Annotated in this window: 27 protein-coding genes and 1 riboswitch; of the genes, 11 read left to right on the top strand and 16 right to left on the bottom strand. The window is 34.9% G+C overall.

Going from position 1 to position 24,849, the window contains the following annotated elements; translation table 11 throughout:
* Positions 1-14: 14 nt before the first annotated feature.
* The 3 genes from CXF67_RS10135 (at position 15) to rpmA (ending at position 1,325) form a co-directional block, all read left to right on the top strand.
* A complete protein-coding gene (locus CXF67_RS10135) occupies positions 15-455 on the top strand; it encodes a DUF4199 domain-containing protein (RefSeq protein ID WP_102088638.1) in 441 nt (146 codons plus the stop codon).
* Between the two features lie 88 nt (positions 456-543).
* Positions 544-1,041 (top strand): 50S ribosomal protein L21, encoded by a 498-nt coding sequence (rplU, locus tag CXF67_RS10130; RefSeq protein WP_102088637.1) that lies wholly within the window; start codon positions 544-546, stop codon positions 1,039-1,041.
* Between the two features lie 23 nt (positions 1,042-1,064).
* Positions 1,065-1,325, top strand: a complete 261-nt coding sequence (rpmA, locus tag CXF67_RS10125; RefSeq protein ID WP_102088636.1) for a 50S ribosomal protein L27 — start codon at positions 1,065-1,067, stop codon at positions 1,323-1,325.
* 627 nt (positions 1,326-1,952) lie between these two features.
* Here the strand turns inward: rpmA and CXF67_RS10120 are convergent.
* The 8 genes from CXF67_RS10120 to recA form a co-directional block, all read right to left on the bottom strand.
* Positions 1,953-2,246 (bottom strand): hypothetical protein, encoded by a 294-nt coding sequence (locus CXF67_RS10120; RefSeq protein ID WP_102088635.1) that lies wholly within the window; start codon positions 2,244-2,246, stop codon positions 1,953-1,955.
* A 537-nt stretch (positions 2,247-2,783) separates the two neighbouring features.
* The gene (locus tag CXF67_RS10115) at positions 2,784-3,221 is read right to left on the bottom strand and encodes a hypothetical protein (RefSeq protein WP_102088634.1); all 438 of its coding nucleotides are present in this window, start codon (positions 3,219-3,221) and stop codon (positions 2,784-2,786) included.
* Between the two features lie 5 nt (positions 3,222-3,226).
* Positions 3,227-3,745, bottom strand: a complete 519-nt coding sequence (locus CXF67_RS10110) for an acyl-CoA thioesterase (RefSeq protein WP_102088633.1) — start codon at positions 3,743-3,745, stop codon at positions 3,227-3,229.
* 44 nt (positions 3,746-3,789) lie between these two features.
* The gene (locus CXF67_RS10105) at positions 3,790-4,746 is read right to left on the bottom strand and encodes an HU domain-containing protein (RefSeq protein ID WP_102088632.1); all 957 of its coding nucleotides are present in this window, start codon (positions 4,744-4,746) and stop codon (positions 3,790-3,792) included.
* Between the two features lie 77 nt (positions 4,747-4,823).
* Positions 4,824-6,188, bottom strand: coding sequence for an outer membrane beta-barrel protein (locus CXF67_RS10100; protein WP_102088631.1), 1,365 nt, complete (start codon positions 6,186-6,188; stop codon positions 4,824-4,826).
* 3 nt (positions 6,189-6,191) lie between these two features.
* Positions 6,192-6,743 (bottom strand): RNA polymerase sigma factor, encoded by a 552-nt coding sequence (locus CXF67_RS10095; RefSeq protein ID WP_102088630.1) that lies wholly within the window; start codon positions 6,741-6,743, stop codon positions 6,192-6,194.
* Positions 6,744-7,166 (bottom strand): hypothetical protein, encoded by a 423-nt coding sequence (locus CXF67_RS10090; protein WP_102088629.1) that lies wholly within the window; start codon positions 7,164-7,166, stop codon positions 6,744-6,746.
* A 132-nt stretch (positions 7,167-7,298) separates the two neighbouring features.
* Entirely contained in the window at positions 7,299-8,321 is a 1,023-nt protein-coding gene (gene recA / locus CXF67_RS10085) for a recombinase RecA (RefSeq protein WP_102088628.1), read from the bottom strand.
* Between the two features lie 422 nt (positions 8,322-8,743).
* Positions 8,744-8,844: riboswitch (SAM riboswitch) on the top strand.
* A 238-nt stretch (positions 8,845-9,082) separates the two neighbouring features.
* Between recA and CXF67_RS10080 the strand changes: the two genes are divergently transcribed.
* From CXF67_RS10080 to trhO, 5 genes are all read left to right on the top strand, one after another.
* A complete protein-coding gene (locus CXF67_RS10080) occupies positions 9,083-10,387 on the top strand; it encodes an O-acetylhomoserine aminocarboxypropyltransferase/cysteine synthase family protein (protein WP_102088627.1) in 1,305 nt (434 codons plus the stop codon).
* Between the two features lie 11 nt (positions 10,388-10,398).
* Complete coding sequence (locus tag CXF67_RS10075; protein WP_102088626.1) at positions 10,399-10,863, top strand: OsmC family protein; 465 nt, start codon at positions 10,399-10,401, stop codon at positions 10,861-10,863.
* Positions 10,856-11,866: a homoserine O-acetyltransferase MetX gene (metX, locus tag CXF67_RS10070; RefSeq protein WP_102088625.1), complete on the top strand. Its 1,011-nt coding sequence runs from the start codon at positions 10,856-10,858 to the stop codon at positions 11,864-11,866. Before CXF67_RS10075 ends, metX begins: the two co-directional genes overlap by 8 nt.
* A gap of 3 nt (positions 11,867-11,869) precedes the next feature.
* Entirely contained in the window at positions 11,870-13,048 is a 1,179-nt protein-coding gene (locus CXF67_RS10065) for a homoserine dehydrogenase (RefSeq protein WP_102088624.1), read from the top strand.
* 248 nt (positions 13,049-13,296) lie between these two features.
* Positions 13,297-14,325, top strand: coding sequence for an oxygen-dependent tRNA uridine(34) hydroxylase TrhO (gene trhO / locus CXF67_RS10060; protein WP_102088623.1), 1,029 nt, complete (start codon positions 13,297-13,299; stop codon positions 14,323-14,325).
* Positions 14,326-14,524: 199 nt separating this feature from the next.
* On the opposite strand, the gene CXF67_RS10055 is transcribed toward trhO, so the two are convergent.
* The 6 genes from CXF67_RS10055 to mutY all read right to left on the bottom strand — a co-directional run bounded on the left by CXF67_RS10055 (position 14,525) and on the right by mutY (position 19,902).
* Positions 14,525-15,439, bottom strand: coding sequence for a DMT family transporter (locus CXF67_RS10055; RefSeq protein ID WP_102088622.1), 915 nt, complete (start codon positions 15,437-15,439; stop codon positions 14,525-14,527).
* 92 nt (positions 15,440-15,531) lie between these two features.
* Entirely contained in the window at positions 15,532-16,329 is a 798-nt protein-coding gene (locus CXF67_RS10050; RefSeq protein WP_102088621.1) for an MBL fold metallo-hydrolase, read from the bottom strand.
* Positions 16,330-16,432: 103 nt separating this feature from the next.
* Complete coding sequence (gene gldD / locus CXF67_RS10045) at positions 16,433-16,990, bottom strand: gliding motility lipoprotein GldD (protein ID WP_102088620.1); 558 nt, start codon at positions 16,988-16,990, stop codon at positions 16,433-16,435.
* Between the two features lies 1 nt (position 16,991).
* Positions 16,992-18,326 (bottom strand): gliding motility-associated protein GldE, encoded by a 1,335-nt coding sequence (locus CXF67_RS10040; protein WP_102088619.1) that lies wholly within the window; start codon positions 18,324-18,326, stop codon positions 16,992-16,994.
* A gap of 18 nt (positions 18,327-18,344) precedes the next feature.
* Entirely contained in the window at positions 18,345-18,797 is a 453-nt protein-coding gene (locus CXF67_RS10035) for a single-stranded DNA-binding protein (RefSeq protein ID WP_102088618.1), read from the bottom strand.
* A gap of 34 nt (positions 18,798-18,831) precedes the next feature.
* Positions 18,832-19,902, bottom strand: a complete 1,071-nt coding sequence (gene mutY / locus CXF67_RS10030) for an A/G-specific adenine glycosylase (RefSeq protein ID WP_102088617.1) — start codon at positions 19,900-19,902, stop codon at positions 18,832-18,834.
* Positions 19,903-20,036: 134 nt separating this feature from the next.
* Between mutY and CXF67_RS10025 the strand changes: the two genes are divergently transcribed.
* The 3 genes from CXF67_RS10025 (at position 20,037) to CXF67_RS10015 (ending at position 22,734) form a co-directional block, all read left to right on the top strand.
* Positions 20,037-20,327 carry an HU family DNA-binding protein gene (locus CXF67_RS10025; protein ID WP_015023869.1) on the top strand — a complete coding sequence of 97 codons (291 nt, stop codon included), beginning with the start codon at positions 20,037-20,039 and terminating at the stop codon, positions 20,325-20,327.
* Between the two features lie 278 nt (positions 20,328-20,605).
* Positions 20,606-22,147: an Rne/Rng family ribonuclease gene (locus CXF67_RS10020; protein ID WP_102088616.1), complete on the top strand. Its 1,542-nt coding sequence runs from the start codon at positions 20,606-20,608 to the stop codon at positions 22,145-22,147.
* Positions 22,148-22,242: 95 nt separating this feature from the next.
* Positions 22,243-22,734, top strand: a complete 492-nt coding sequence (locus CXF67_RS10015; protein ID WP_102088615.1) for a regulatory protein RecX — start codon at positions 22,243-22,245, stop codon at positions 22,732-22,734.
* Here the strand turns inward: CXF67_RS10015 and CXF67_RS10010 are convergent.
* Both CXF67_RS10010 and bioB read right to left on the bottom strand, forming a co-directional pair.
* Positions 22,720-23,616, bottom strand: coding sequence for a cupin-like domain-containing protein (locus CXF67_RS10010; RefSeq protein WP_102088614.1), 897 nt, complete (start codon positions 23,614-23,616; stop codon positions 22,720-22,722). The genes CXF67_RS10015 and CXF67_RS10010 overlap by 15 nt on opposite strands.
* A 78-nt stretch (positions 23,617-23,694) precedes the next feature.
* On the bottom strand, positions 23,695-24,783 hold the full coding sequence (gene bioB / locus CXF67_RS10005) for a biotin synthase BioB (RefSeq protein WP_102088613.1): 1,089 nt from the start codon (positions 24,781-24,783) through the stop codon (positions 23,695-23,697).
* Positions 24,784-24,849 lie beyond the last annotated feature (66 nt).

Below are 24,849 nucleotides of genomic sequence, written 5' to 3'. Positions count from 1 at the left end.
AACAAAACATATTCATGAATCGATTTGTATTATCCGTAAGATTTGGCATAGCGTTGACTTCGTCATTAATTGCTTATTTTTTGGTGCTGTCATTGTTTAACCTCCATATCAATCCTTTATTTAGTATATTTAATGGAGTTATTACTGGTTTTGCTATTTTTGAGTCCATTCGTTATAAAAGAATAGAAAAGAAATCCGAATACAATTACACCACTGGATTTCAAGCTGGGATTGTCACTGGTTTTTTGGCGACTATTATCTTTACGTTTTTTATGGCTGTTTATGCTACTGAAATTGACCCTGACTTTATAAGTAAAATTGCAGAGAATTTTTTTAATTCTTATAATACCGGTGTTGGTGTTTTTGCTTTTACAGTACTTTTATCAGGCTTAGCGACAACTATAGTCTTAACTCTTTCCTTTATGCAACTCTTTAAAAACAAGATTAAAGAGTAATTAAGGCTTCGGGTATTTTTATTGCTCGTTTATTTTTAAAGTACTATATTTGCAAACTATTTTTAGTAAAACAAAATAAATAAACACTATGTATGCAATTGTAGAGATAGCAGGGCAGCAATTTAAAGTTGCGAAAGATCAGAAAGTGTTTGTCCACCGTTTAAAAGAAGATGAAGGTACTAACGTATCCTTCGATAAAGTTCTTTTACATTCAGACGGAGACAACATTACTCTTGGCGCCCCAGCTATAGATGGTGCTTCTGTAGACGTTAAAGTCGTTAAGCACTTGAAAGGAGACAAAGTTATTGTCTTTAAAAAGAAAAGAAGAAAAGGATACCGTAAGAAAAATGGTCATCGCCAGTATCTTACAGAAATTCACATCGAAGGTATTTCTGTTTCTGGAGGAAAAAAGAATGTCACTGCTTCACCTAAAAAAGAGGAGAAGAATGCTGAGGCCAATGAAGCTAACCCAGACTTAAGTGAGCACACTGTTGCTGAGCTAAAAGAAATGGCTAAAGAAAAAGGCTTAGAAGGATACTCTGCTTTGAAAAAAGCAGAACTCATTGAGTTATTAAGTAAAAAGTAAATTAAACTTAAAAATTAAACATCATGGCACATAAGAAAGGTGTTGGAAGTTCAAAAAACGGAAGAGAATCACAATCAAAACGTTTAGGCGTTAAGATTTTCGGTGGACAGCTTGCTATCTCAGGTAATATTATCTTGAGACAAAGAGGTACTGCTCATAATCCTGGTGACAATGTATATGCTGGAAAAGACCATACATTACATGCTAGAGTTGATGGAATCGTACATTTCAAGAAAACTAAAAATGATAAATCTTTTGTTCATATTCAACCGTTTGAAGCATAACTAAGTATTCATTACATTTAAAAAAGCCCTTTAAATCATATTTAAGGGGATTTTTTTGTTTAGGTGTAACAAAATTATAGAAGTATTAAGTGAAACTTTAAAAACTAGTTTAAGTACAATGCAAATAAGGAACTTGCCCATTCCCTCCTATATTAAACATAAAAAGCAGTGGAAATAAAGCTATAATGCTAATTCAAAGGTTTTTTATCAGTTTTTGTGGCTTAACTTTACTAATGAATATAATTGGAGTCTAAAACTCTCATCATAAAAAAACAAAATTCCTATTATGTAATCCAAAGATGTTCCTAAAATAATAATACTGATAGTAAGGGTTTTGCTATTTTGAACGTATTCATTTCTTCTTTAATATTTGGTTAAATACAATAAGTTAGGTTGACTATTGTGTTCTAAATATTTGTATTCGTGCCATTGACTTCCCAAACAAAACTATCTTCATTAATTGACTTGTAGCCTACGTAGATGTATGTTGTTTTATAAACATGATTGTAATTTATTATGGGTTTGATTCCTGATGCTGTAAGATACGAGCCTAAATGGTTCATCATTCCAAATCTTGCTTCATCCTGAAAAATAAATTTACGGAGTCAAACTTATCTATATTTCGACTTAATTTAATCTGATATAACTCATTAGGGAGTCTCTAAAAAAGATTTTTTCAGCCTCCACATCTTTTTTATAATGGGATTTTTGAGTGCTTTTAAGTTTTGTCTTATAATACTGTATCAAATAATAGCGCAATAAATGATATTTAACATCCACTCCATATTGCTCATATAGCCATGAATTAGCTTCCCAATAGCCTAAAAAAGGTGTCGTGCTAGAATTAACACTATCTTTTAAATCTTGATGAATTTCTGAAGTTATTATTCTTGACTTAATAATCTTAAGTTGATCAGTCAATAAACCTTTTATTCCTAAGGCTACATATTTTTTAGTCCAACGCTGTTGGGTTCTTGGACTAATTTTTAAATATTTGCAAGTTCATCTCTGGTTTTAAGACGCTTGGTAAGAATAGATTCTAGCCAGATTATTCGTTTCTCAAGCCTATAACTCGATTGCCTCTTTCGAAGTGATTTTAGTCCAAACTCACTTTCTGTTATCTGGAATTAATAAGGTTTTGCGGTAGTTAAATTTAAATAATAACGACATTAATTATTTAAATTGTCAAAAAACAGCCATGAGTAGTACACTTACATATCAACTAATAGTAAAGGCTTTTCTAGTGGAACATATTTTTGAGCAATGATCAAATTTAAGTCCTTTTAATTTAAAGCTTTAAAAAAAATAACTTTGATATTAAAATAGAAGAAGCAAATCGCAAGTGATAGTCAATGAAACTCGTTTTGTTTTTAAGGTTTAAATCCAACGTTTGAAATTATAACAGTAATACAAGCCAATAGATTTGTTTCTCGCTATAAGGTTCATAACCAGTAAAGTTTAGAACCAAGCATTCCAAGGTATCCTAGATAGTATCAGCAATAGCGCTAAGGAATAAAAAATTGCAATCGTCCTAAATTTCTTATTGGAAACTAATTTATTTTTGTGCTTGCTATAGCCTACTGTTATAAGAACAATAGCGATAATCATAGTTAATGGGTGCTCAATGAGATACAATCTCAACACACTATCATTCATGACTCCTTTCATACCTACTTCAGAAAAAGCGGAGAAGTAAGGACTTACAAAATAAATTATAAAACCTATAAGCAATTGCATGTGGGAGACAATCAATGTAAAAAGTGAAATTCTAAAATCTTGAGGCCCAAAATATTTCTTCCCTAACGTCTTAATAATAGCGTTAAAGGTAGCGAGGGTAAGTACTAAAACAACTAGATAAGCCCAGTATGAATGAACAGTTTGTAAAGCTTGGTACATATTATTTATTTATCGTTTTCAAATAAGGCTTTTAATTCGGTAGCGTCTTTTGGTTTCATTTTACCAGCTAGGACTAAGCTAAGCTGTTTTCGCCTAAGAGCGGCATCATATCTCTCATTTTCGAGTTCTGTTTGCGGCTCTAGCCTTGGGACCGGAACTGGGTTGCCAGTATCATCCACGGCAACAAAGGTATAAATGGCTTCGTTAGCTTTAGATCGTCTACCGCTTTCTCTATCTTCTATCCATACATCTAGAAAAATCTCCATAGACGTTTTGAAACTTCTAGTGACTTTGGCTTCAACAGTTACAACACTACCTAGAGGAATGGCTTTGTTAAATGCAACGTGATTGACAGAAGCTGTTACCACTATACGCCTAGAATGCCTTCTTGCCGCAATACTTGCTGCTCGATCCATCCTAGCTAACAACTCTCCACCAAACAAGTTGTTGAGTGGATTGGTTTCACTAGGTAAAACCAAATCGGTTAGTATAGTCTTTGAATCTTCAGGATATTTAACTTCCATTACTGCTTTTTTGCAAAGATAAGGTTTGTAGTGTAAAAGGAATCTTAAAGTTGCTTAACAAATAGCCAAGCATTTGGATTCTCTATGGATTTTATCTTTCCAAGAGAATTTAAAGCCGATTCCTGATCGGAATAACTTGCAAAGGCCACTTGATGTAATCCATAAGCGTTTTTACCAATCAATGTAGCAGGATAGCCATCTTGTTGTAAAAGCTTAACTTTTCGTTCAGCATTAGCTTTAACTCTAAACGCTCCGGCTATGATATGGTATTTGGGTAAGATGGTTTCTACCTTTTTGGTTTCTAAGTCCAAATTGGAAAGCGTAAAATTAAATTTAGCAGCTTGTATTCTTTCCTGTAAGAGAGTTTCAGCCTTTAAAGATTCGGTATAGTTATGCGAAACCACATGGTCGTTGTATTGATGTAAACCAACAAAACCCGCCAAGCCTATAGCTAGAATTCCTATTGCTGCATATTTAAAATATGTTTTTGTTTTTGAAACGTCTTTTTCTTCTGAAGTTGACTCTGTTAGCGTGCGTTCAGGAGTGCCCTCTTTTTCAGCTTTATCTAAACTTAATTCAGATTTTGCTAAGCCTATTAAACCGAAAGCCTCCAGCCCAAAAGAGTCTACAAAATAATTTTCAGTTTCCTCAGGTTCGAAGGAAATCTTAAATTCTGTATCTAAGTAAAACATCCCTAATTTAGATAACTTAAGGATTTTGTCTTGGGATAAAGCAGTTAAAAAATCATCTACAAAAAGCTTAATTTTAAACTTTGCACTTTCAAAGTCCATAGATTCAGCTTTAGCAATTGTTTCTGCTAAAAGCCCATCTTGGTTCTGTATGGCTTTATTAAAGGTAACATGATTGGAAGGAGGCGTAAATCTATGCCCTTCGTCATCGTAAACCGATGATCTCTTTTGAGTTACAAATGCCCCGAAACCAGGAACAATAACGCATTCGTACCTGTAAAGTAATTGCTTTATATAGTTTTCAACCTTCATATAAACAAAGTTAATTTTTTTACTTACATAATTAACATTGCTCTAAAAAATTTTCTTAGTAAGATCGCTTTATTAACTTAAAACTTCAGTTTTATGCCTGAATATACCCCGAAAAAATAAGGCTGAAAATCTGTTGTATTACTTTGGAAGGTGTTGATCTGATACATCAGTTTTGGTTCTAAATTGAGAGATATTTTTTTTGAAATAGAATAGTCAAACCCAATCCCAAAATTAGCACTAAAACTAAAGTTGTTAAGGTTATCTGCTTCACCAATATTGGAGGATGTTTCACCTTCTTCAAAAAAGATTTCATTGTTATTAAGCATAAATGTGCTACCCCCTCCTAAAATATGAATCCCAAGTTTTGAATCTAATAAGGCGTATTCTACTTCTAAGGGAACTTCTAAAAACCCTAACTCGTGGCTTAGCCTTCCAGTCGAACTGAATCCGGAAGAAGATATTATGGAGTTAGAAGAAGCTTGGTTTCGGGAAGTAGCTTTTGAATTTGCATTGATTAATGAAACATTCCCTATTGAAGTTTTAGAGGCAAGATTATCCGACTGAAAACCTTGATCTCTGAAGGAAGAAGAAGAAGAAGATAAAATAACATCCTGAGTATTATACCCCATGGCAACTTGGTTAATTCCTGTCCTTATCTTAACCCTTCTGTTAATAGCATAAGCCACGTTTATACCATAAGACACATTTGCATTGCTGCTGGTTTTGCCTTGTAACTCTTCATTTATCGCATTTCCTCCATTAAATGAATTCATGAATACGGGAGCAATATTAGGTTGAATCTCCCATTGATGAGGGAGTTTTGTTTCCTCTATAACAATGTTTTTATTTTGCTCTTCTATCACATCAAATATGGACTTTTTCTTTCTATTTTCAGACTTTAACGTCTCACTTGCTATGGTCTTAGAGACTACAAAAGTTGATATTGAATTAGATACTAACGATGTAAAAGGCATACTATCAGGATTAACTGAAGTTTGAGCCAATCTTGAAGAACTCAATCTGTTTTGCTTAACCTTTCTTACCGTTTCTTCAATTTCTATGATAGGTTGGAAAGTGAAAAGTGATTCTAGATTATTCTCATATTTTGTTAATCGATTGTTGACCGAGCTAAAACCATATTCTTGTTTTGTGAGAGTTTCCAACAAACCTGTTCCTCGTATCTTTAGATTTTCGAACGATCTAGTCGTCAAAATAGGGTTTTGCTTATTAATTTTATTCTGATAGAAAAACCCTATCGAGAAAAACAAAGTAAGCATTGCTGCAATGGAAGCCGCTCTCCACCAAAATGGAATAATTTTATTTCTGCGTTTTTTTTCAGACAGTTTTTTCTCAATACCCTTCCAAACTTTTGGAGAAGGAGATTCTTGAAAGTCTTTAAAACTTTCTTGAAACAGTCGGTCGATATGTTTTGAAGGTCTCATAACTTAATTATCAATTTTATAAGAATACATTCCTTCTTCGTTGATGGCATTTATTTTTTTACGTAAAATATCTTTGGCTCTAGAAAGGTTAGATTTTGAAGTACCCTCCGATATCTTGAGTTTTAATGCAATTTCATTATGCGAAAATCCATCAAGGACATAAAGGTTAAATACAAGTCTATATCGGTTTGGTAAATTTTGGATACAGTTCAACAGAAAAGATAGAGAGTAGTCTTCATCAACTACATAAGCGTCATCTGCTTGTAAAGCATCCTCATTTACAAGTTCAAAAACCTTCTGACTTCTATAACGTTGCAAGCAAATATTAACCGTAATCCGTTTTAACCACCCTTCAAAGGACCCCTTATGTTCAAACTGATGTATCTTTTCGAAAATTTGAATAAAAGCATCTTGAAGATTATCTTCTGCCTCTGCATAATTTCTTGAATATTTTAATGAAATACTAAATAGCACACTTGAAAACATCTCATACAAAAGTTTTTGTGATGAGATATCCTGGTCTTTACAGCGCTTTATTAGTTTTTTTAATTCCATTTATTCTATAACAATAACTTCTTTATCTATATAAACAGGATCACCTTCATCATCAAAATCCTTTAAAAATTTAAAAATGAAATTAGTTTCAAATATATTGACAAATTCCAAATCTTTTAATTCAGCTAATGCATCTTGGCTACAATTTGAGGCTTGTGTGAATAACGTAACCGCTCTAACGAAAACCAAACTATCCCCTTGTGGTAAAACTTCAAAGTTTGAAAAGATGTGACAGTCAGAGTCCTTTTGGTAAGTAACCTCTAGAGAATAAGGTTCTCCAATAACCATCGTGTCGGGTACATTAGCACTCAAAACAGGAGAGACTTGAGTGCTTTGAAAAAAACCATCATCGTCTACATCGCATCCTATCAAAACAAACGCACTAAAAAATAATACACTAAAAGTTTTACTCTGTAATTTCATTAGTAATTGTTTATTAATAGACGAGCTGTTCTTAAAAAGGTTGCGTTGATAAATGTAATAAACTTATATCACAAAAAAAACCGAGGTTTAAAACTCGGTTCTTTCGTAAATCTTTTAAATCGAAAATTTATTTTAATTACCTTCCTTGGCCACCTTAATGGCTTTTATAATCTTCACTTCTAATTCTTCCATAAGCTCAGGATTGTCGAGAAGAAGTGTCTTTACTGCGTCTCTACCTTGCCCTAGCTTTGTCTCTTCATAGCTAAACCAAGACCCTGCTTTCTTGATAATTTCATAATCAACACCAATGTCTATAATTTCACCTATTTTTGAAACACCAGTTCCATACATGATATCAAATTCTGCCATTTTGAAAGGTGGAGCCACTTTGTTTTTAACCACCTTAACACGGGTTTTGTTTCCGAGTACATCACTATTGGAATTTTTAATTTGAGTAGATCGTCTTATATCCAATCTTACAGAAGCATAAAATTTAAGTGCATTACCCCCTGTAGTTGTTTCTGGATTCCCAAACATTACCCCAATTTTCTCCCTCAATTGGTTAATGAAAATCACCGTACAATTGGTTTTGCTAATTGTAGAGGTCATTTTCCTTAATGCCTGAGACATCAATCTTGCATGAAGGCCCATTTTGGAATCTCCCATTTCTCCTTCTATTTCACTTTTTGGAGTCAAGGCTGCAACAGAGTCAATAACAATAATATCTATGGCTCCAGAACGAATTAAGTTTTCAGTAATCTCTAAAGCTTGTTCACCGTGGTCTGGTTGAGAGATAATTAGATTATCAACATCGATGTTTAAATTCTTTGCATAGGTTCTGTCAAAGGCATGTTCTGCATCAATAAAGGCAGCAATACCTCCAGCTTTTTGAGCTTCTGCAATAGCGTGCAGTGCCAAAGTTGTTTTTCCTGATGATTCTGGTCCATATATTTCAACAACTCTTCCCCTAGGGTAACCTCCAACACCCAGAGCCAAATTCAGGCCTAAAGAGCCGGAAGAAATCGCTTCTATGTCTTGAACAGCTTGGTCACTCATCTTCATCACCGTTCCCTTACCGTAAGTCTTGTCTAGCTTGTCTAAAGTCAATTGAAGGGCTTTCAACTTTGCATCTTTCTCGCTATTCTCTTTTGCCATGTTTTTTATTTGAATTCGTTTTTTGTAAAAATAGTATTTCTTTTTAATATTGTTGTTATTCACGCAACCATTCGTTTATTGTGTATCTTAATATTAAAGATAGAATTTGAAATTTCTAATTAAAACATCTATAACTAATGTACACGGGGTATCATTCTCATTTACCACCGTGTGTAGTTGTAAAATCGATGGGGGCTGACGTTGTTATATTTTGACTATTATAAAAATGTATAACAACGAATTAGCCAAACTTTGTTGTTTTTGACAACATTTTAAAAAAGCCCTGAATTTCAGGGCTTTTTTCATTGAAGAAAATTTGGTCATATTATTAACTTACTTTTAACATATTGGGTTTTTTTTGAATAGGTAGATCAAAAATCCTATTTTATATTTGTTTTATCATTGACCACTAACTGGTGTGTGATTTATAAAGAAGAGGCGAGAGACAGGCTCCGCGACCCTCGGCAACCTCAACAAAGTGTTGAAAGGTGCTAAATCCTGCCCGATAAGGGACCTATAAATTAGAAAAATGAATTACTCTTTTCCTAAAACTACTTTACATTTTCTATTCAGTTTGAATAGAATGTCGCACTTCATTTTATCAGGTATTTTAAGCTTGCTTTATATGCGAATGCTTAAGCCTATGCCATGTACTGTTTCTATGTGCGCATAGGCTTTCTACGATTCCTAATCAAGCTCAGTGCTTTCAATTCTGGAGGCCAATCGAGCATTCCCATTTTAAAAATTATAAACGTTTATTTATGTCTACATCATTAAAATTCGAAAGTTTACAACTTCATGCAGGTCAGCAAGCAGATCCAACTACAGGTTCTATAGCCGTGCCAATTCATCAAACTTCCTCTTATCAATTTCAAAATTCAAAGCACGCTGCAAGGCTTTTTGGGTTAAAGGAATTTGGGAATATCTACACAAGGATTATGAATCCCACTACAGACGTTTTTGAAAAACGCGTAGCCGCATTGGAAGGTGGCGTATCTGCAGTAGCGACTTCATCTGGAATTGCCGCTCAATTTCTAGCACTGATTACCATCTTACAAACCGGTGAAAATTTCGTTTCTACATCTTATGTTTATGGAGGAACTTTCAATCAATTCAATGTCACCTTTAAGAAGCTAGGTATCGATGCTCGATTTGCCAATGGTGATGAGCCTAGCTCGTTTGAAGCCCTTATCGATGATAAAACAAAAGCGATCTATCTTGAAACCATAGGTAATCCAGAATTCAACATTCCAGATTTTGATGCTATAGCTCAGATCGCACAGAAATACCACATCCCTCTTATTGTTGATAATACCTTTGGAGCTGGAGGCGCTATTGCACAGCCTATAAAACACGGTGCCAATATCGTCACTAGTTCAGCAACCAAATGGATTGGAGGGCATGGAAACAGTATTGGAGGAATACTTGTTGATGCAGGTAACTTCAATTGGGCTAATGGAAAATTTCCGGGGTTTACAGAACCTTCCGAGAGTTACCACGGACTTAAATTTTGGGAAGTCTTTGGTGAAAGTAACGAGCTTGGTCTGCCAAATGTTGCTTTTGCCATCAAAGCGAGAGTGGAAGGCTTACGTGATTTTGGACAAGCTATAAGTCCTTTCAACTCATTTCTCCTGCTTCAAGGCTTAGAAACTTTATCTCTAAGAACCGAGCGACATTCTGATAATGCCTTAAAACTTGCTCACTATCTCAATGAACATCCAAAAGTGGATTATGTCAATTATCCTGGTTTAGAAAGTTCTCCCTATCATGAAAATGCTAAAAAATATTTACGTAAAGGTTTTGGAGCTGTTTTGTCTTTCAAACTTAAAGGCACTTTAGAAGAAGCAGACCAACTGGTAGACTCTCTTCAGTTGATTATCCATACTGCCAACGTTGGAGATGCTAAAACATTAATAATTCATCCCGCATCTACCACACACCAACAGCTAGATGAAGAAGAGCAAAAAGCCTCTGGTGTCTTTCCAGGACTCCTTCGAATATCTGTAGGCATAGAACATATAGACGATATTATTAACGACTTAGACCAAGCCTTGTCTAACCTATAACATCTAAAACTATGAGTATTTCAAATTTTTCAATCAACGGGTCTAGTATCAACGCAACACTATACCAAGGACATTCAAGACAGTTCAATTTTCTTGTAGATGAACCTCATGAACTAGGCGGGCAAGATTTAGCTGCAAATCCTGTAGAATATTTATTAGCAGGCTACGCAGGATGCCTCAATGTTGTTATAAATCTAGTCGCCAAAGAACTTGGTGTGAAGATTTATGACATGAAAATCAACATCAACGGAAATATAGATGCTGCTAAATTTTTAGGCCATAGCGATAAGACCAGAGCAGGGTTCCAATCTTTGGATGTAGATATAAATTTTGTGACGAATGCAACTCAAGAGAGTATTGACTTTCTTTTAAAAAACGTAAAGAAAAGATGCCCTATCAACGATAACTTGAGTAACGATACGCCTATCCATTACCATATCCATAAATCATCCTATAAGGAAGAAATTCATGCCTGAAATTTTTAAATACCAAGACCCCTTTCAATTGGAAAACGGAGAAGTCCTTCCAGAACTAGAACTTTCTTATAGCACCCTCGGGAAACTAAACAGAGAAAAGTCCAACGTCATTTGGGTCTGTCATGCGCTAACGGCAAATGCACAACCAGAAGACTGGTGGAGGGGTCTTATTGGAAATGAAAAAGGAATTGATACGGAAAAGTATTTTATAGTGTGCGTCAACATTATCGGTTCTTGCTATGGAAGTACCAACCCTAAAAGCATTAATCCAGAAACAGGAGAAGTCTATGGATTAAATTTTCCTCTATTTAGCATACGAGACGTCACTAAAAGTTTGGAGCTATTGAGTGAGGCCTTGGAAATTGAACACATACAATTTCTGATTGGAGGCTCCATGGGAGGAATGCAGGCTATGGAATGGGCCATCGAAAAACCTAATAAAATTAAAAATCTAATTCTATTAGCAACCAATGCAAAACATTCCTCTTGGGGAATCGCCTTAAATGAAACTCAACGCATGGCTATAGAAGCTGATTCTACTTTTTATAGAAAGGAAACAAATTCTGGTAAAAAAGGGCTTGAGGCTGCAAGAGCTATTGCTTTATTGAGCTATAGAAATTATAACACCTATAGATATACTCAAGTAGACCAAGAACATACAGCGGATCATTTTAGAGCTTCCACTTATCAGAAATATCAAGGAGAAAAATTTTCGAAGCGTTTTAATGCTCGGTGTTATTGGTATTTATCCAAAGCTATGGACAGCCATAATGTTGGGAGAAACAGGGGTAATTGTAAAAAAGCTCTGGCAAAAATTAAAGCTAAAACTTTGGTCATAGCTATCCAAAGTGATCTTTTATTTCCAGTGGAAGAGCAAAGGTTTTTGACTCAATATATCCCGAAAGGAAAACTAGAAATTATAGACTCTATCTATGGTCATGATGGATTTTTGATTGAAGTAGAAAAGATAAAATCATTATTCTGCAAACATTTTAAACTGTAACCAATGCCACAACAAATAACTATTGGACTTTTTGGATTTGGGAGTGTAGGGTCAGGAATTTACCACGTCTTAAAAAGAAAGTCCATTTCCAGGATTCATCTCAAAACCATCGTCGTTAAAAACCCAAATAAACCTAGGTCTATAGACGCTTCACTATTGAGCTATGAGGCTGAAGACATTTTGAAAGATGATTCCATTAATGTCGTACTTGAGCTAATTGACGACGCTGAAGCAGCTTACCATATTGTAAAAGAAGCCTTAAAGAGTAAGAAACATGTGGTCACCGCCAACAAGAAAATGCTGGCTTATCATTTTAAAGAACTTGTTAGTCTTGCTCAAAAACAAGGTGTAAGTTTACTTTACGAAGCTTCAGTTTGTGGGAGTATTCCTGTTTTAAGGACCTTAGAAACATCTTTTGCTTACGACAATTTAAACTCCTTAAAGGCCATAAGCAATGGTACGAGTAATTATGTGCTTACCCGCTTATTTCAGGAACCGCAACCTTTTGAAGATATTATCACAGATGCTCAAAAACATGGTTTTGCAGAATCGGACCCTACCTTGGATATAGACGGATGGGACTCCAAGTTCAAGCTTATCATAAGTAATTACCATGCTTTTGGAGTGTTAAATACACCTGATGAAATTTTAAACCTTGGTATAAGACATGTAAAACCAGAGGACGTTGAATTTGCAAAAGAGAATAATTTCAGCATAAAATTAATTGGCCATTCTAACCTAGACGATCAAGGATTAACGGCATACGTTGCACCGCAATTTATACCGACAACCGAAGCCATAACTTCTATAGATTTCGAAAATAATGCAGTCCAAGTCGATGCTGAATTTGCTCATGAACACCTTTTAAAGGGGAAGGGTGCAGGTAGTATTCCAACAGCAAGTGGCGTCCTTTCCGACTTAGTTTCACTATTTGAAGATTACTCCTATGGCTATTCTAAAGCCAGTCAAAACCCTGTTGAATTTAATAGTGAAAAGCTTGTTAAGGTTTATCTGTCTTCATACCATCGCGAAGACCTACAACCTATAAAATTTAAAACAGAAATTCTTTGTGGAACCCAAAAGAACCTTCAGTATAAAATTGGAAAAATATCAGTTAAAAGTCTACAACAACAGGTTGCTGAACTTTCCTCTGATCTCTTTATAGCTGTATTTCCAGATTAAACTCACTTTTGTTTGGCCTAGGACATTTAGCTTTGAGAAGCTATCAAGTGACGTTTCGAACCTGGCTGAATGCTCCAAGCAGACAGGTTTATTTCAGAATCAAAAATAATTTGGAAGTCAATTTAATTATAGACCCTCATACAATTTCAGGGAGACAAGACTTAGTTTCAAGACTGCTTTTTTTGTAAATCCAAAACAATTACTTTTGCAATTACAATCATTTTTTTTAACCAAAACATCAGTATAGCATGCAACTGTACAATAAACTAAGTTCAAAAGAAAGGGAGGAGCTTATTGAACAAGCAGGCGAAGAACGTTTCACCCTTTCTTTTTACAAGTATCATCATCTTGAAAACCCTAAGGAATTTCGTGACCACCTATTTATCAATTGGAATGCATTGGATGTTTTAGGTAGAATTAATATCGCAAAGGAGGGTATAAATGCTCAACTTTCTGTACCTGCCAAGAAATTTGATCAATTTAAACACTTTCTAGATGGCATCGATTTCTTAAAAGATGTTCGTCTCAATATTGCCATACAACATTATGATAAATCATTCCTAAAACTTAAAATCAAGGTTAGGCCTAAAATAGTGACAGATGGGCTTAACGACTCAACCTTTGATGTCACTAACAAAGGAATCCACGTAGATGCCAAAAAATTCAATGAATTGATTGAAGATCCAAACACTGTTTTGGTAGATATGAGAAATCATTACGAAAGTGAAATCGGCCATTTTAAAAATGCAGTGACTCCAGATGTGGATACCTTTAGACAATCTCTTGATATTATAGAGGAAGATTTAAAAGATCATAAAGAAGATAAGAACCTTGTTATGTACTGTACCGGTGGTATTCGCTGCGAGAAAGCTAGTGCTTATTACAAGCACAAAGGCTTTAAAAAAGTCTATCAATTAGAAGGTGGAATTATAGAGTATGCAAGGCAGGTAAAAGACAATAGCCTAGACAATAAATTCTTTGGAAAAAATTTTGTGTTCGACGATCGCCGAAGTGAGAAAATCTCTGAAGATGTGATTTCAAAGTGCCATCAATGTGGAAAAACATGTGATATCCATGTGAATTGTGCTAATGATGGTTGCCATCTTTTATTTATTCAATGCGAGGAATGTGCGAAGAAAAGGGATGGGTGTTGTTCTGATGTATGCCAAGATATTGTTCACTTACCCTATGAAGAGCAAAAGAAATTGAGATCTGGTAGACTCGCTTGGAGCAAAGAGTTTAAGAAAGGGCGATCGCCAGTTTTAAAATTTAAATAATATCAATTTAAACCTGTAATGTCGTGTAAAATCAGTTTCTTTTTCACTTAATAATCGTCATAAAATAGAACCGTAATAAGTGCTATTCTTATATTTTTTTCCTCAACTAAGTAAATAACCTGTGATGAGCTGCGTCGTAGTCTAACTCAAATTTTTGATATAACATTTAAAAATTAAATTGGTATAAAAGCGAAATAAACTAAGCTTCTACAGGTTTAGCTTTATCCTCCTTTTTCTGCTTTTTCTTGCGATTGGAAATATAAACTCCAAACAAGATAACGACTCCAGCTGCTAACTGATAAAGGTTGAATTTCTCTCCATCCAAAAATCCCCAAAACAAAGCAACGATTGGAATAAGATACGTCACTGATGTAGAAAATACAGGATCTGAAAGCTGGATTAACCTATTGAAAAGTATCTTGGCTAGTGCTGTTCCAAATAAAGCTAATAAAACAATATAGCCTAAGGAAGTCTGTACTGTCTCCTGAGCTAAAAACTCTACATCGAAAAAATCAGTAAAGATCAGAATCGCAAATGCTGGTGGAATCAATACTAAAAAGGATCCAGTTGCTATACCTAATGCGGAAATGTCATCTAAGTAAGTTTTTAAAATGTTAGCATTGAAGGCATACATCAAAGAAGCAATCACAGGTAAGACACCAAACCAGTAATTTTGATTTGGGTTTAAAGAGGCCCCCGCCAAAATAAGAAGGACGGATCCTGCCAAGCCTACTATCACTCCAGTGAATTGTTTTTTAAAAAATTGCTTGCTGAAAAATAAAACACCTGTAATAAGAGCTAGCAAAGGAACTGTAGAATTCAAAATAGAAGCGATAGTACTATCAATCTCAGTTTCAGCATAAGAAAATAATAGGGTCGGAAACATAGTGCCGATAAACCCTGAAATAATAATCCATTTCCACTGACTTTTCTTGATTTGCTTAACTTTTTTGAAACCGATAATCACAAGAAATATTCCCGTAATTAGAACCCTTAAAGCCGTCAATTGAAGTGGAGAAAAACCGTCTAGACCTTTCTTTATGAGTATAAACGAACTTCCCCAAAGCAAGGCTAAAGAGAAAAGAAAAATCCACTTTAAATAATTTGAATTCAAATCTTATATTTTTTGCAAAAGTGTATTTTATATATGAATTCAATTAATAAATTCGGGTTAAAAAATGAGGGTTTTTTGTAAATTTCTAAAGACTATTCATCCATTTGTGGATACCAGTCTAATAGCTCTACATTAATAGATGGATTTTTTGCATTGACCAAAGTCTTAAACCTTTCAACATCAGAAAGTCCACCTTGGCCACGATAATGGTAAGGGTAGACTTCTTTAGGCTCAAAAGCTAGGACACCTTCTGAAGCTGATTCTACATCCATAGTGTAAGGTAAGTTCATACAAATAAAAGCTTTGTCGATCTCTTTCAAGTTGCGCATTTCGTCCACATCATCAGTATCTCCAGAAAAATAGACTCTAAAGCCGTCTTTTTCGACCACGTATCCATTTCCGCTCCCCTTTACATGGTGAACTTCACTTGCATCCCCTTGATTATACATCGCTATTCCTTCAATAGTAAATCCATTCACCTCTATTGACTCTTCATTACCTAAAATAACCAATTGATCAGAAAGCTCCTCATCAATACTATCCGCAACTGCTTTTGGAAGAATTATTTTTGTTGCTGAAGTTGAAACAGCTTTTAAAGTCTCTAGATCGAAGTGGTCACCATGAATATCAGTCACCAAAATAATACTGGGCTCTGGCTGATTCTCAAAAGCCTCTTTTCCACCCACAGGGTCTATATAAAAAACTGTAGAGTTCATTGTAAATACGGCTGTTGCATGTGAGATTGGCGTAATACTAAAATCAGTTATTTCCTCTTCTATGGAAATAGCTTGTTCTTCGTTTTTAGTGGTATTTTCCTTTTGGGCTGTATCCTTTTTACATCCGATTAGAACTACTAAACTTAATATAACTAGTGCTATTGATTTCATCATAAATTTAAATTTTTGCTACACGATTAAAATAAGTAAATTAATATTAAAGAAGCTTTGTATTTTTTTTACTAAATAGAAAAAGCCTGAAAAGTGGTGAAACTTCTTATTTCCATTTCAAGGTTTCCATTAAATGCCTTATATCTCTTTTAAGATAATGTGCTGCAGGAAGAATAGAGTCATAGTTGGGTTTAGCCTCAAAGTATATGGCTCCTGTAAGAAAATGAGACGTACTATCTGTTAAATAAAACTGAGCTTGTGAAGCAGCATCGCCTTCTACTTCATAAAAGTTACCCGAGGTTTTGTTTTTCTCATTTTGATAAATACTTGCTTCAATGAGATCTGCTTTTATGGTGTGTTTTTCTGGTAATTTTTGTGCGTCTATAAGTAACTCTCTTAAATTATTATTGACAGGGGAGTACGTCAAATATATTTTTGCATTCATTTTTGGATAGTTCAAGTTTATCCAACAAGGCCGGTTTGGATTTTTTATGTCAACTTCTGCTGCTGAATTTTTTTCAAAAGAGAAAGGGCAATCAAATTCTACTTGTTTAAAACTTGAAGTATCGTAAGTTAAGGCTAAAAATCCAGAGGGTTTTGGCTGTGGCGATTCTCCACAAGATGCGGATAAGACAAGGAGTAAAACTAAAACTGACTTCCTCATCTTATTCGGTTTCTTCTGGGTTAATTTTTACTTTAAGTTGAACAATTCGCTTACTATCTAAAGCTTCTACAGTAAAGTCGAAGTTATTGAACTTGATTAGCTGTTCTTTCTTTGGAAAGCCTTTTGACGATTCCAGTACAAATCCAGCAAGTGTCTCTGCTTCGCCTTTATTATGTTCGAATTCATCAATTTTAATATCGCTTAACTTCAATATTTTATAAAGGTCTTTTAGTTGTATTTTACCTTCAAAAACATAGGTTGAATCGTTTATTTTAGAATAAATAACATCATCATCATCAAACTCATCGCTGATGTCTCCAACAATTTCCTCTATAATATCTTCCAAAGAAATCAATCCACTAGTTCCTCCATATTCATCTACGACGATGGCTAAATGATTTTTTTGCTCTTGGAAGTCTGTTAATAAATCATCTAGTTTTTTATTCTCTGGGACAAAATAAGGTTCTCTAACCAAGGACTGCCAGTTGAAATATTTTTGCTGAAGATGAGGCAACAAGTCTTTGATATAAAGTATTCCTGTAATATTATCCACATTGTCCTCATACACTGGAATTCTAGAGTAACCATGTTCTATAATTTCAGCGATAACTTCAGAGAAATGCTGCTCTACATTCAATGCAAAAATGTCTAGTCTTGGTTTCATGACTTGCTTTGTATCTGTGTTTCCAAAAGAAACAATACCCTGCAAGATTTTCTTTTCATCTTTGGAGGTATCCTCCTCATTCGTCAATTCTAAAGCTTGAGATAATTGATCTACGCTTAGGTTGGTCCTTTGCTTACCAAACTTGCTTTGTATGGTATTGGTAATTGACCGCATTGGGAGACTAAGCGGAGTAAGTAAGCGGTCTAGAATACTTAGCGGCAAAGCCATGAAATGAGCAAATTCTATGTTATTTCGATTGGCATATACCTTAGGTAGGATTTCTCCAAACATCAAAATAAGGAAAGTCACTACGCCAACATCTATGATGAATCTGAGGCTAATCCCAAAAAACAAAGTAGTTGATTCTCCATAAAACGCATCACTTACAGAAGCATATAGCAAGACGATTGAGATATTTATAAAGTTATTAGCAATAAGAATTGTAGCCAATAACTTTTTGGGTCTATCCAACAAATCGATAATAATTTGTTCTTGTTTAGACACATTGCCTTCTTTCACATCAAAATCTGATGGCTTTAATGAAAATAAAGCCACTTCTGACCCAGAAATAAGGGCGGATGCAATGAGAAGTATAAAGAAAAGTATGATTTTGACTACATCAATAATTTCCAATGCTGAAAAAAAGATGAGACACGAGGGACCGGGTTCCAAAATTGAATTGATTTTTGTTTAAAAGGGTAGATCATCTTCTTCCTCTTTCATAGCCTCAGGCTTTGAAGGTGGTTTTGAAGCAGTTTTTTGTTGAGCAGAAGGGTCTTGAATTTGGGGTCCAGGAGTAACAGGATCCTTTGGTGTTAAAAATGTAAATTCCAAACACTGTATCTCTGTAGAATATCTATCCATTCCTTTTTCATCCTGCCATTTTTTGGTTTTAATACGTCCTTCTATATATACTTTATCCCCTTTTTTGAGGTATTTTTCACAAACTTCAGCAGCCTTATTTCTCACAACTATAGTGTGCCATTCTGTATTGCTTACTTTTTCGTTGGTAGCTTTATTAATGTACTCTTCATTAGTGGCCAAAGGAAAGCGGCCAATACAATTCCCACCTTCAAAATAATGCATCTTTACCTCATCACCAGTATGGCCTATGAGCATAACTTTATTGAGTGTTCCTGCCATGATTTGTAATTTAATGTAAATGTAAGAAAAAGAATTATGCTAAAGAAAATTCAGATTCTATAAAATTTTGAATAAGAACAGGAACTGGAAGTTTATGTAACTCCTTTAAACTATGGGTTTCTATTCCTTCTAAAAGTTTTAGTTTAGATAGGCTATCAACAGAAGAAACTTGAATAAACGTCGCCATAATCTTTCGATGAGAAAGCAAATGAACTATTGGGGTTTCATTCAATTTTTCAATACGATCTATATGGATATCACCTGTGTCTAGGAGAGCCTTTATGTCTTCTGAAGAAGGTGTTTCTAAGGGCTCTTCAGATTCTAATAAAGGAAATTGATAAAGACCTCTCCATATTCCTGCTCCTCTTCTTTTCTGAACAAGGGTTACGTTATCTTGATCTTTAAAAATCAAATAATTAAAGTAGCGTTTCTTAACGATTGTCTTCTTGAGTTTTACGGGAAGTTCTTCGACTTTCCCAAGTTGATAGGCGACACAATCCTGCTGAAATACACAAAACATGCATTTTGGAGATTTGGGACGACAATGTAAAGCACCAAACTCCATGATAGCTTGATTGTAGGTTGCAGGGTGGGAGGTATCCATAAGTTGCTGAGCTTTGGTTTTGAATTCCTTGACACCTTCAGAAGAATTAATGGGCGTGTGAATTCCTAGAAATCTTGAAACAACGCGTTGTACATTTCCGTCGACTACCGCTACAGATTCATCAAAAGCAAAAGAAGCAATGGCTGCAGCGGTATAATCGCCAACTCCCTTTAAGGTTTTAAGGTCTTTAAAATTATCTGGGAACTTCCCTTTTAAGGTTTCACTAACATACTTTGCAGTAAAGTGAAGATTTCTTGCCCTGGAATAATACCCTAAACCTTGCCATAATTTCATCACCTCATCCTCTTTAGCTTTGGCGAGATTGTGCACTGTAGGGAAATGTTCTGTAAATTTTTGAAAGTAAGGCAGGCCCTGTTTAACTTGGGTTTGTTGCAAAATAATTTCACTCAGCCATATCACATAAGGATCTTTTGTATGTCGCCAAGGCAAATCTCTTTTTTCGGCTTCATACCAATCTAATAAACGTTTAGAGAAATCCATTATTTACTTTTTTGCAAGTATAATTCATATCCGCCTACTATTTAGGGCATTGTGTTTAATTATTGCGGATTAATTAGTTATATTTGCAGGCTCAAAAAAATCTAGGATTAATCCTAAATAAATAATTTTGAATTATGACGAAAGCAGATATTGTAGCTAACATTTCAGACAAACTCGGTTTGGAAAAAGGTGAGGTCCAAGCTACTGTAGAAACCTTTATGGATGAAGTTAAGAATTCTTTAGAAGGTGGAGATAATGTGTATCTCAGGGGTTTTGGAAGTTTTATCGTAAAGACTAGAGCAGAAAAGACAGGTAGAAATATCTCAAAAAACACAACAATTAAGATTCCTGCGCATAATATTCCAGCATTTAAGCCTGCCAAAATATTTGTAGAAGGAGTCAAACAGAATGTTGAAGTAAAATAAATTTTAATAATCAATAAAAAATAAAGCTTATGCCAAGCGGTAAAAAAAGAAAAAGACATAAGGTAGCTACTCACAAAAGAAAGAAAAGAAGTAGAGCTAACCGTCACAAGAAAAAGTAGTTAAAAACTACTTTTTCTCATTAAAAGCGTTCTTTGACTTCGAAATTTATAATTTAAATTTTTGTATCTTAAAATTGTAACCCTAACCTCAGCAAGGCTACGGTTACTTATGTATAATTTCGTTTGTAATAAAATTACAGACTCTTAAATCTAATACGCGTGAATAAGGAATTAATAGTACGTTCTAGTTCCGACGCTGTAGATTTTGCCTTATTAAAAGATGGAAGACTCATAGAGCTTCATAAAGAAACAGAAGGATTTGATTTTTCTGTTGGAGATATTTTTCTAGCTAAAATTAGAAAAGCTTTACCTGGACTCAACGCCGCATTTGTAAATGTTGGCTACGAGAAAGATGGTTTTTTACACTATCATGACTTAGGACCAAACGTCAAAACCATGTTGAAGTTTGTTAAAAAAGCAACATCCAATCAAATGAAAAATTTCTCATTGAGAGATTATCCATTTGAACAAGAAATAGATAAAAATGGATCCATAGCTGATACGCTACATTCCAACCAATCTATTCTTGTACAAGTTGTAAAAGAACCCATCTCTACAAAAGGCCCAAGATTAAGCAGTGAGCTTTCTCTTGCAGGCCGCTATATTGTTTTAGTTCCATTTTCGGATAGAGTTTCAGTTTCACAGAAAATTGAAAGTAAAGAAGAAAAAAGCAGACTAAAGCGACTGGTAAAAAGTATTAAACCCAAAGGTTTTAGTGTCATCATCAGAACAGTTGCCGAAGGCAAAAAAGTAGCTGATATTGACAAAGACCTTCAAAATTTGATGAAACGATGGGAAAATATGTGCAGAAAACTCAGTAAAGCACATCAACCCTCGAAAGTTTTGGGTGAGCTTAATAAAGCTTCATCAATATTAAGAGATATTTTCAACGATTCGTTTACCTCAATTTGTATAGACGATGATGTTATTTTCACACAGATAAAAGATTATGTCGGAAAAATTTCTCCAGATAAAGAATCTATAGTTTCCAATTATGACTCTAAAGTTCCAATTTTTGAAAAATACGGCCTCGAAAGACAAATAAAAACGTCTTTTGGGAAAACCGTAACTATGAAAAAAGGAGCTTATCTAGTCATTGAGCATACAGAAGCGATGCACGTGATAGATGTTAACAGTGGAAACAGAAGTAATAAGGCCAAAAATCAAGAAGATACAGCGCTCGAAGTCAACATGATAAGTGCTACAGAAATAGCACGTCAGTTGAGATTAAGAGACATGGGAGGAATCATAGTCGTAGATTTTATCGACATGAATAACCCAGATAACAGAAGAAAACTTTACGAACATCTCAAAGATGAGATGAGCGATGATAGAGCAAAGCATAAAATTTTACCCCCAAGTAAGTTTGGATTAATCCAAATCACGAGGCAACGAGTTCGACCAGAAGTAAACATTAAAACTCGAGAAAAAGATCCCAATGCTGATGGTGAAATAGAGGCTCCTATTATAATTGTAAACAAAATTAATATAGATCTGCAAAAAATCTTAAAGAAAGGCACTAAAAAAATTACGCTTACTGCGCATCCTTTTATTGCTGCTTATCTCATGAAGGGCTTCCCTTCTCCGAGAAGCAAGTGGTTTTTTGATTCCAAAAAGTGGGTTAAAATTCAACCACGAGATGCTTACAATTACTTAGAGTATCATTTTTATGATCATGATGGCACTCTTATCAAAGTTTAGTTATTACCAAAAAATTTTTGAAACCCCGTACTCTATTATAGAGTACGGGGTTTTTTGTTTTTATACTTTTGCAGTCTTAATTTTCTTTTTAAACCATGGCTAAGAACACTTTTCATTCCAAAAAATCGCTTACAGTAGATGAAGCTTTACTGAAGATGATGAACTATTGTGTTTATCAAGACAGATGCCACCAAGAAGTTGAGAAAAAACTGGATGCCTTAGACATGTACGAGGATGCCAAAAACCACATTATTATAAAGCTACTTGAAGAAGATTTTCTCAACGAAGAACGCTTTGCTAGAAGCTATGCTAGGGGAAAATTCAGAATAAAAAAATACGGCCGTATTCGAATTACTCGAGAGTTAAAATCCAGAGCTATTTCTGCTTACAATTTAAAAGCTGGACTTTCTGAAATTGATGAAGAGGATTATGTAGATACTTTGCGAGACCTTGCCCAATATAAATTAAGGACCACTAAAGAAAGCAATGCTTATAAAAAACGACAAAAAATCTATCAATATCTTGCCTATAAAGGCTACGAAACAGAATTGATTTACGACGTCATCAATGACCTACTTCCTTCGTAATTCTTTCTCTATATGCCTGTTTTGTCGTTTATGGGCAAACTCATTTTTATAGTTAATCCACTTATCACCTTTTAATCTGCGCATAAGATTTTCGACCCCACGCATGATGGTAAGGTTATAAAGAGCTTTGCTTATATTTTTGGTTCCTTTAGGTAAGGTTCTTAAACTCATAGAAAATCCGGGGGTGATATACGTCATGTTGTGCCAATAGCCTCCTGGCATATACAGAGCTTCACCATGCTCCAAATAAGCCTCAAAACCTTGGGCTATAGTAAGCGCTGGGAATTTATCTAAATCTGGGTTATTAAAATCGATTTCATTGAGACTTATAAGAGCGTTAGGAACTTTATACAAGTATTTCGTTTGTGAAGGAGGATAGATAATACAGCGTTTTTTTCCTTCAAAATGAATATGAAGGATGTTTGCTAGGTCTATATCGTAATGCATAAACACAGAAGTATTTTGGGCTCCAAAGAATAAAAATGGGAGTCGATCTAGAAACTTCAATCCTAGATCTGGCATTGTAAAATGACGCTTAAGCTCAGGAACTTCTCTAATTAAATTGAAAAGAAAAATTCTTAAATCTGTTGGCCCTTTTTGCAAAAGATCTACATAATCTTTGAGTTTCATTTTAGCATGTGCCTGATTGAATTTATCTTTGGCAGAAGCAGGCCTGCTATCGTAAAGAGGGACTTCTACCTCTCCAGCTACCGTACTTAGGTAGTCTAGTGACCACTTGTGATAGGCCTTCCAGTCGTGAGTAAGTTGTTCTATAACCAAAGGCTTTTGAGGCTTAACATAGTTCTCGACAAAGTCTTTTGGTGAAATTGTTTTGATCCTTTCAACCTGTTCTAAGTTTAGATTTTTTGTCGAGTCTATCATAAATAAAAATAAGCTTCATTCTGGAAGATACCAAAATGAAGCTTGTGCTTTGTCATTTTACAATAAAAAGGGAGGTCCTTATACCTTAGTTTTTGATTTAGCTTTGGCTTCTACGTTACGCTCTATGGTGTGTCCTGGACGAGACCATTTTGGCTTCTCACCTAAGTGTTTGTACTTAGATTCTTCGGCAGAAACAGATTGAGGTTGAGGCTTTTTCTCGAAAGCTTTCTGCGGTTTTAGACCCAATAACTTGAACATCGCCATGTCATCATCCACATTTGGATTTGGAGTAGTTAATAATTTATCTCCTGCAAAAATAGAATTAGCCCCTGCAAAAAAGCACATGGCTTGTCCTTCCCTACTCATGTCTGTTCGTCCAGCAGATAACCTTACCTGAGTCTCTGGCATCACAATTCTTGTAGTAGCTATCATACGCAACATTTCCCAAATAGATATTTTCTGTTGTTCTTCCAGAGGAGTTCCTTCTACAGGCACTAAGGCATTGATAGGTGTAGATTCCGGTTGTGGATTCAACGTTGCCAGAGCTACTAGCATGCCAGCTCTGTCTTCAAGAGATTCTCCCATTCCTATAATTCCACCACTACACACCGTAACTTTGCTTTTACGAACATTGCTTATAGTGTCTAGCCTGTCTTGGTAACCGCGTGTAGATATCACCTCTTTATAATATTCTTCAGATGAATCCAGATTATGGTTGTAAGCATAAAGTCCTGCTTCAGCTAAACGTTTGGCTTGGTTTTCTGTAACCATACCTAGGGTACAGCAAACTTCCATATCCAGTTTATTGATGGTTCTTACCATTTCCAAAACGTTATCAAACTCTTTACCATCTTTTACATTTCTCCAAGCTGCTCCCATACAAACTCTAGAGCTTCCTGAAGACTTTGCTCTTAGAGCTTGAGCTTTTACCTGGGAAACACTCATTAAATCATTCCCTTCAATATCTGTGTGGTATCTAGCCGCTTGAGGACAATATCCGCAATCTTCTGGGCAACCTCCAGTTTTAATAGAGAGCAAAGTAGAGACTTGAACCTTATTAGGATCATGATGTATTCTATGTACAGTTGCTGCTTCGTAAAGCAATTCCATTAAAGGCTTATTGTAGATTGCTAATATTTCTTCTTTGGTCCAATCGTTTCTTGTCATGGTAGTATATTTGATGATTCAAAAATAGAAAAAACTCTGAGCATATTCTATTTTGAATGAAGTTTG

This window comes from Psychroflexus sp. MES1-P1E (assembly GCF_002836055.1).
In the GTDB taxonomy this organism is placed as follows: Bacteria; Bacteroidota; Bacteroidia; order Flavobacteriales; family Flavobacteriaceae; genus Psychroflexus.
The sequence above is the reverse complement of the archived record's forward strand: the minus strand, read 5'-3'. Positions and strand labels throughout refer to the sequence as shown.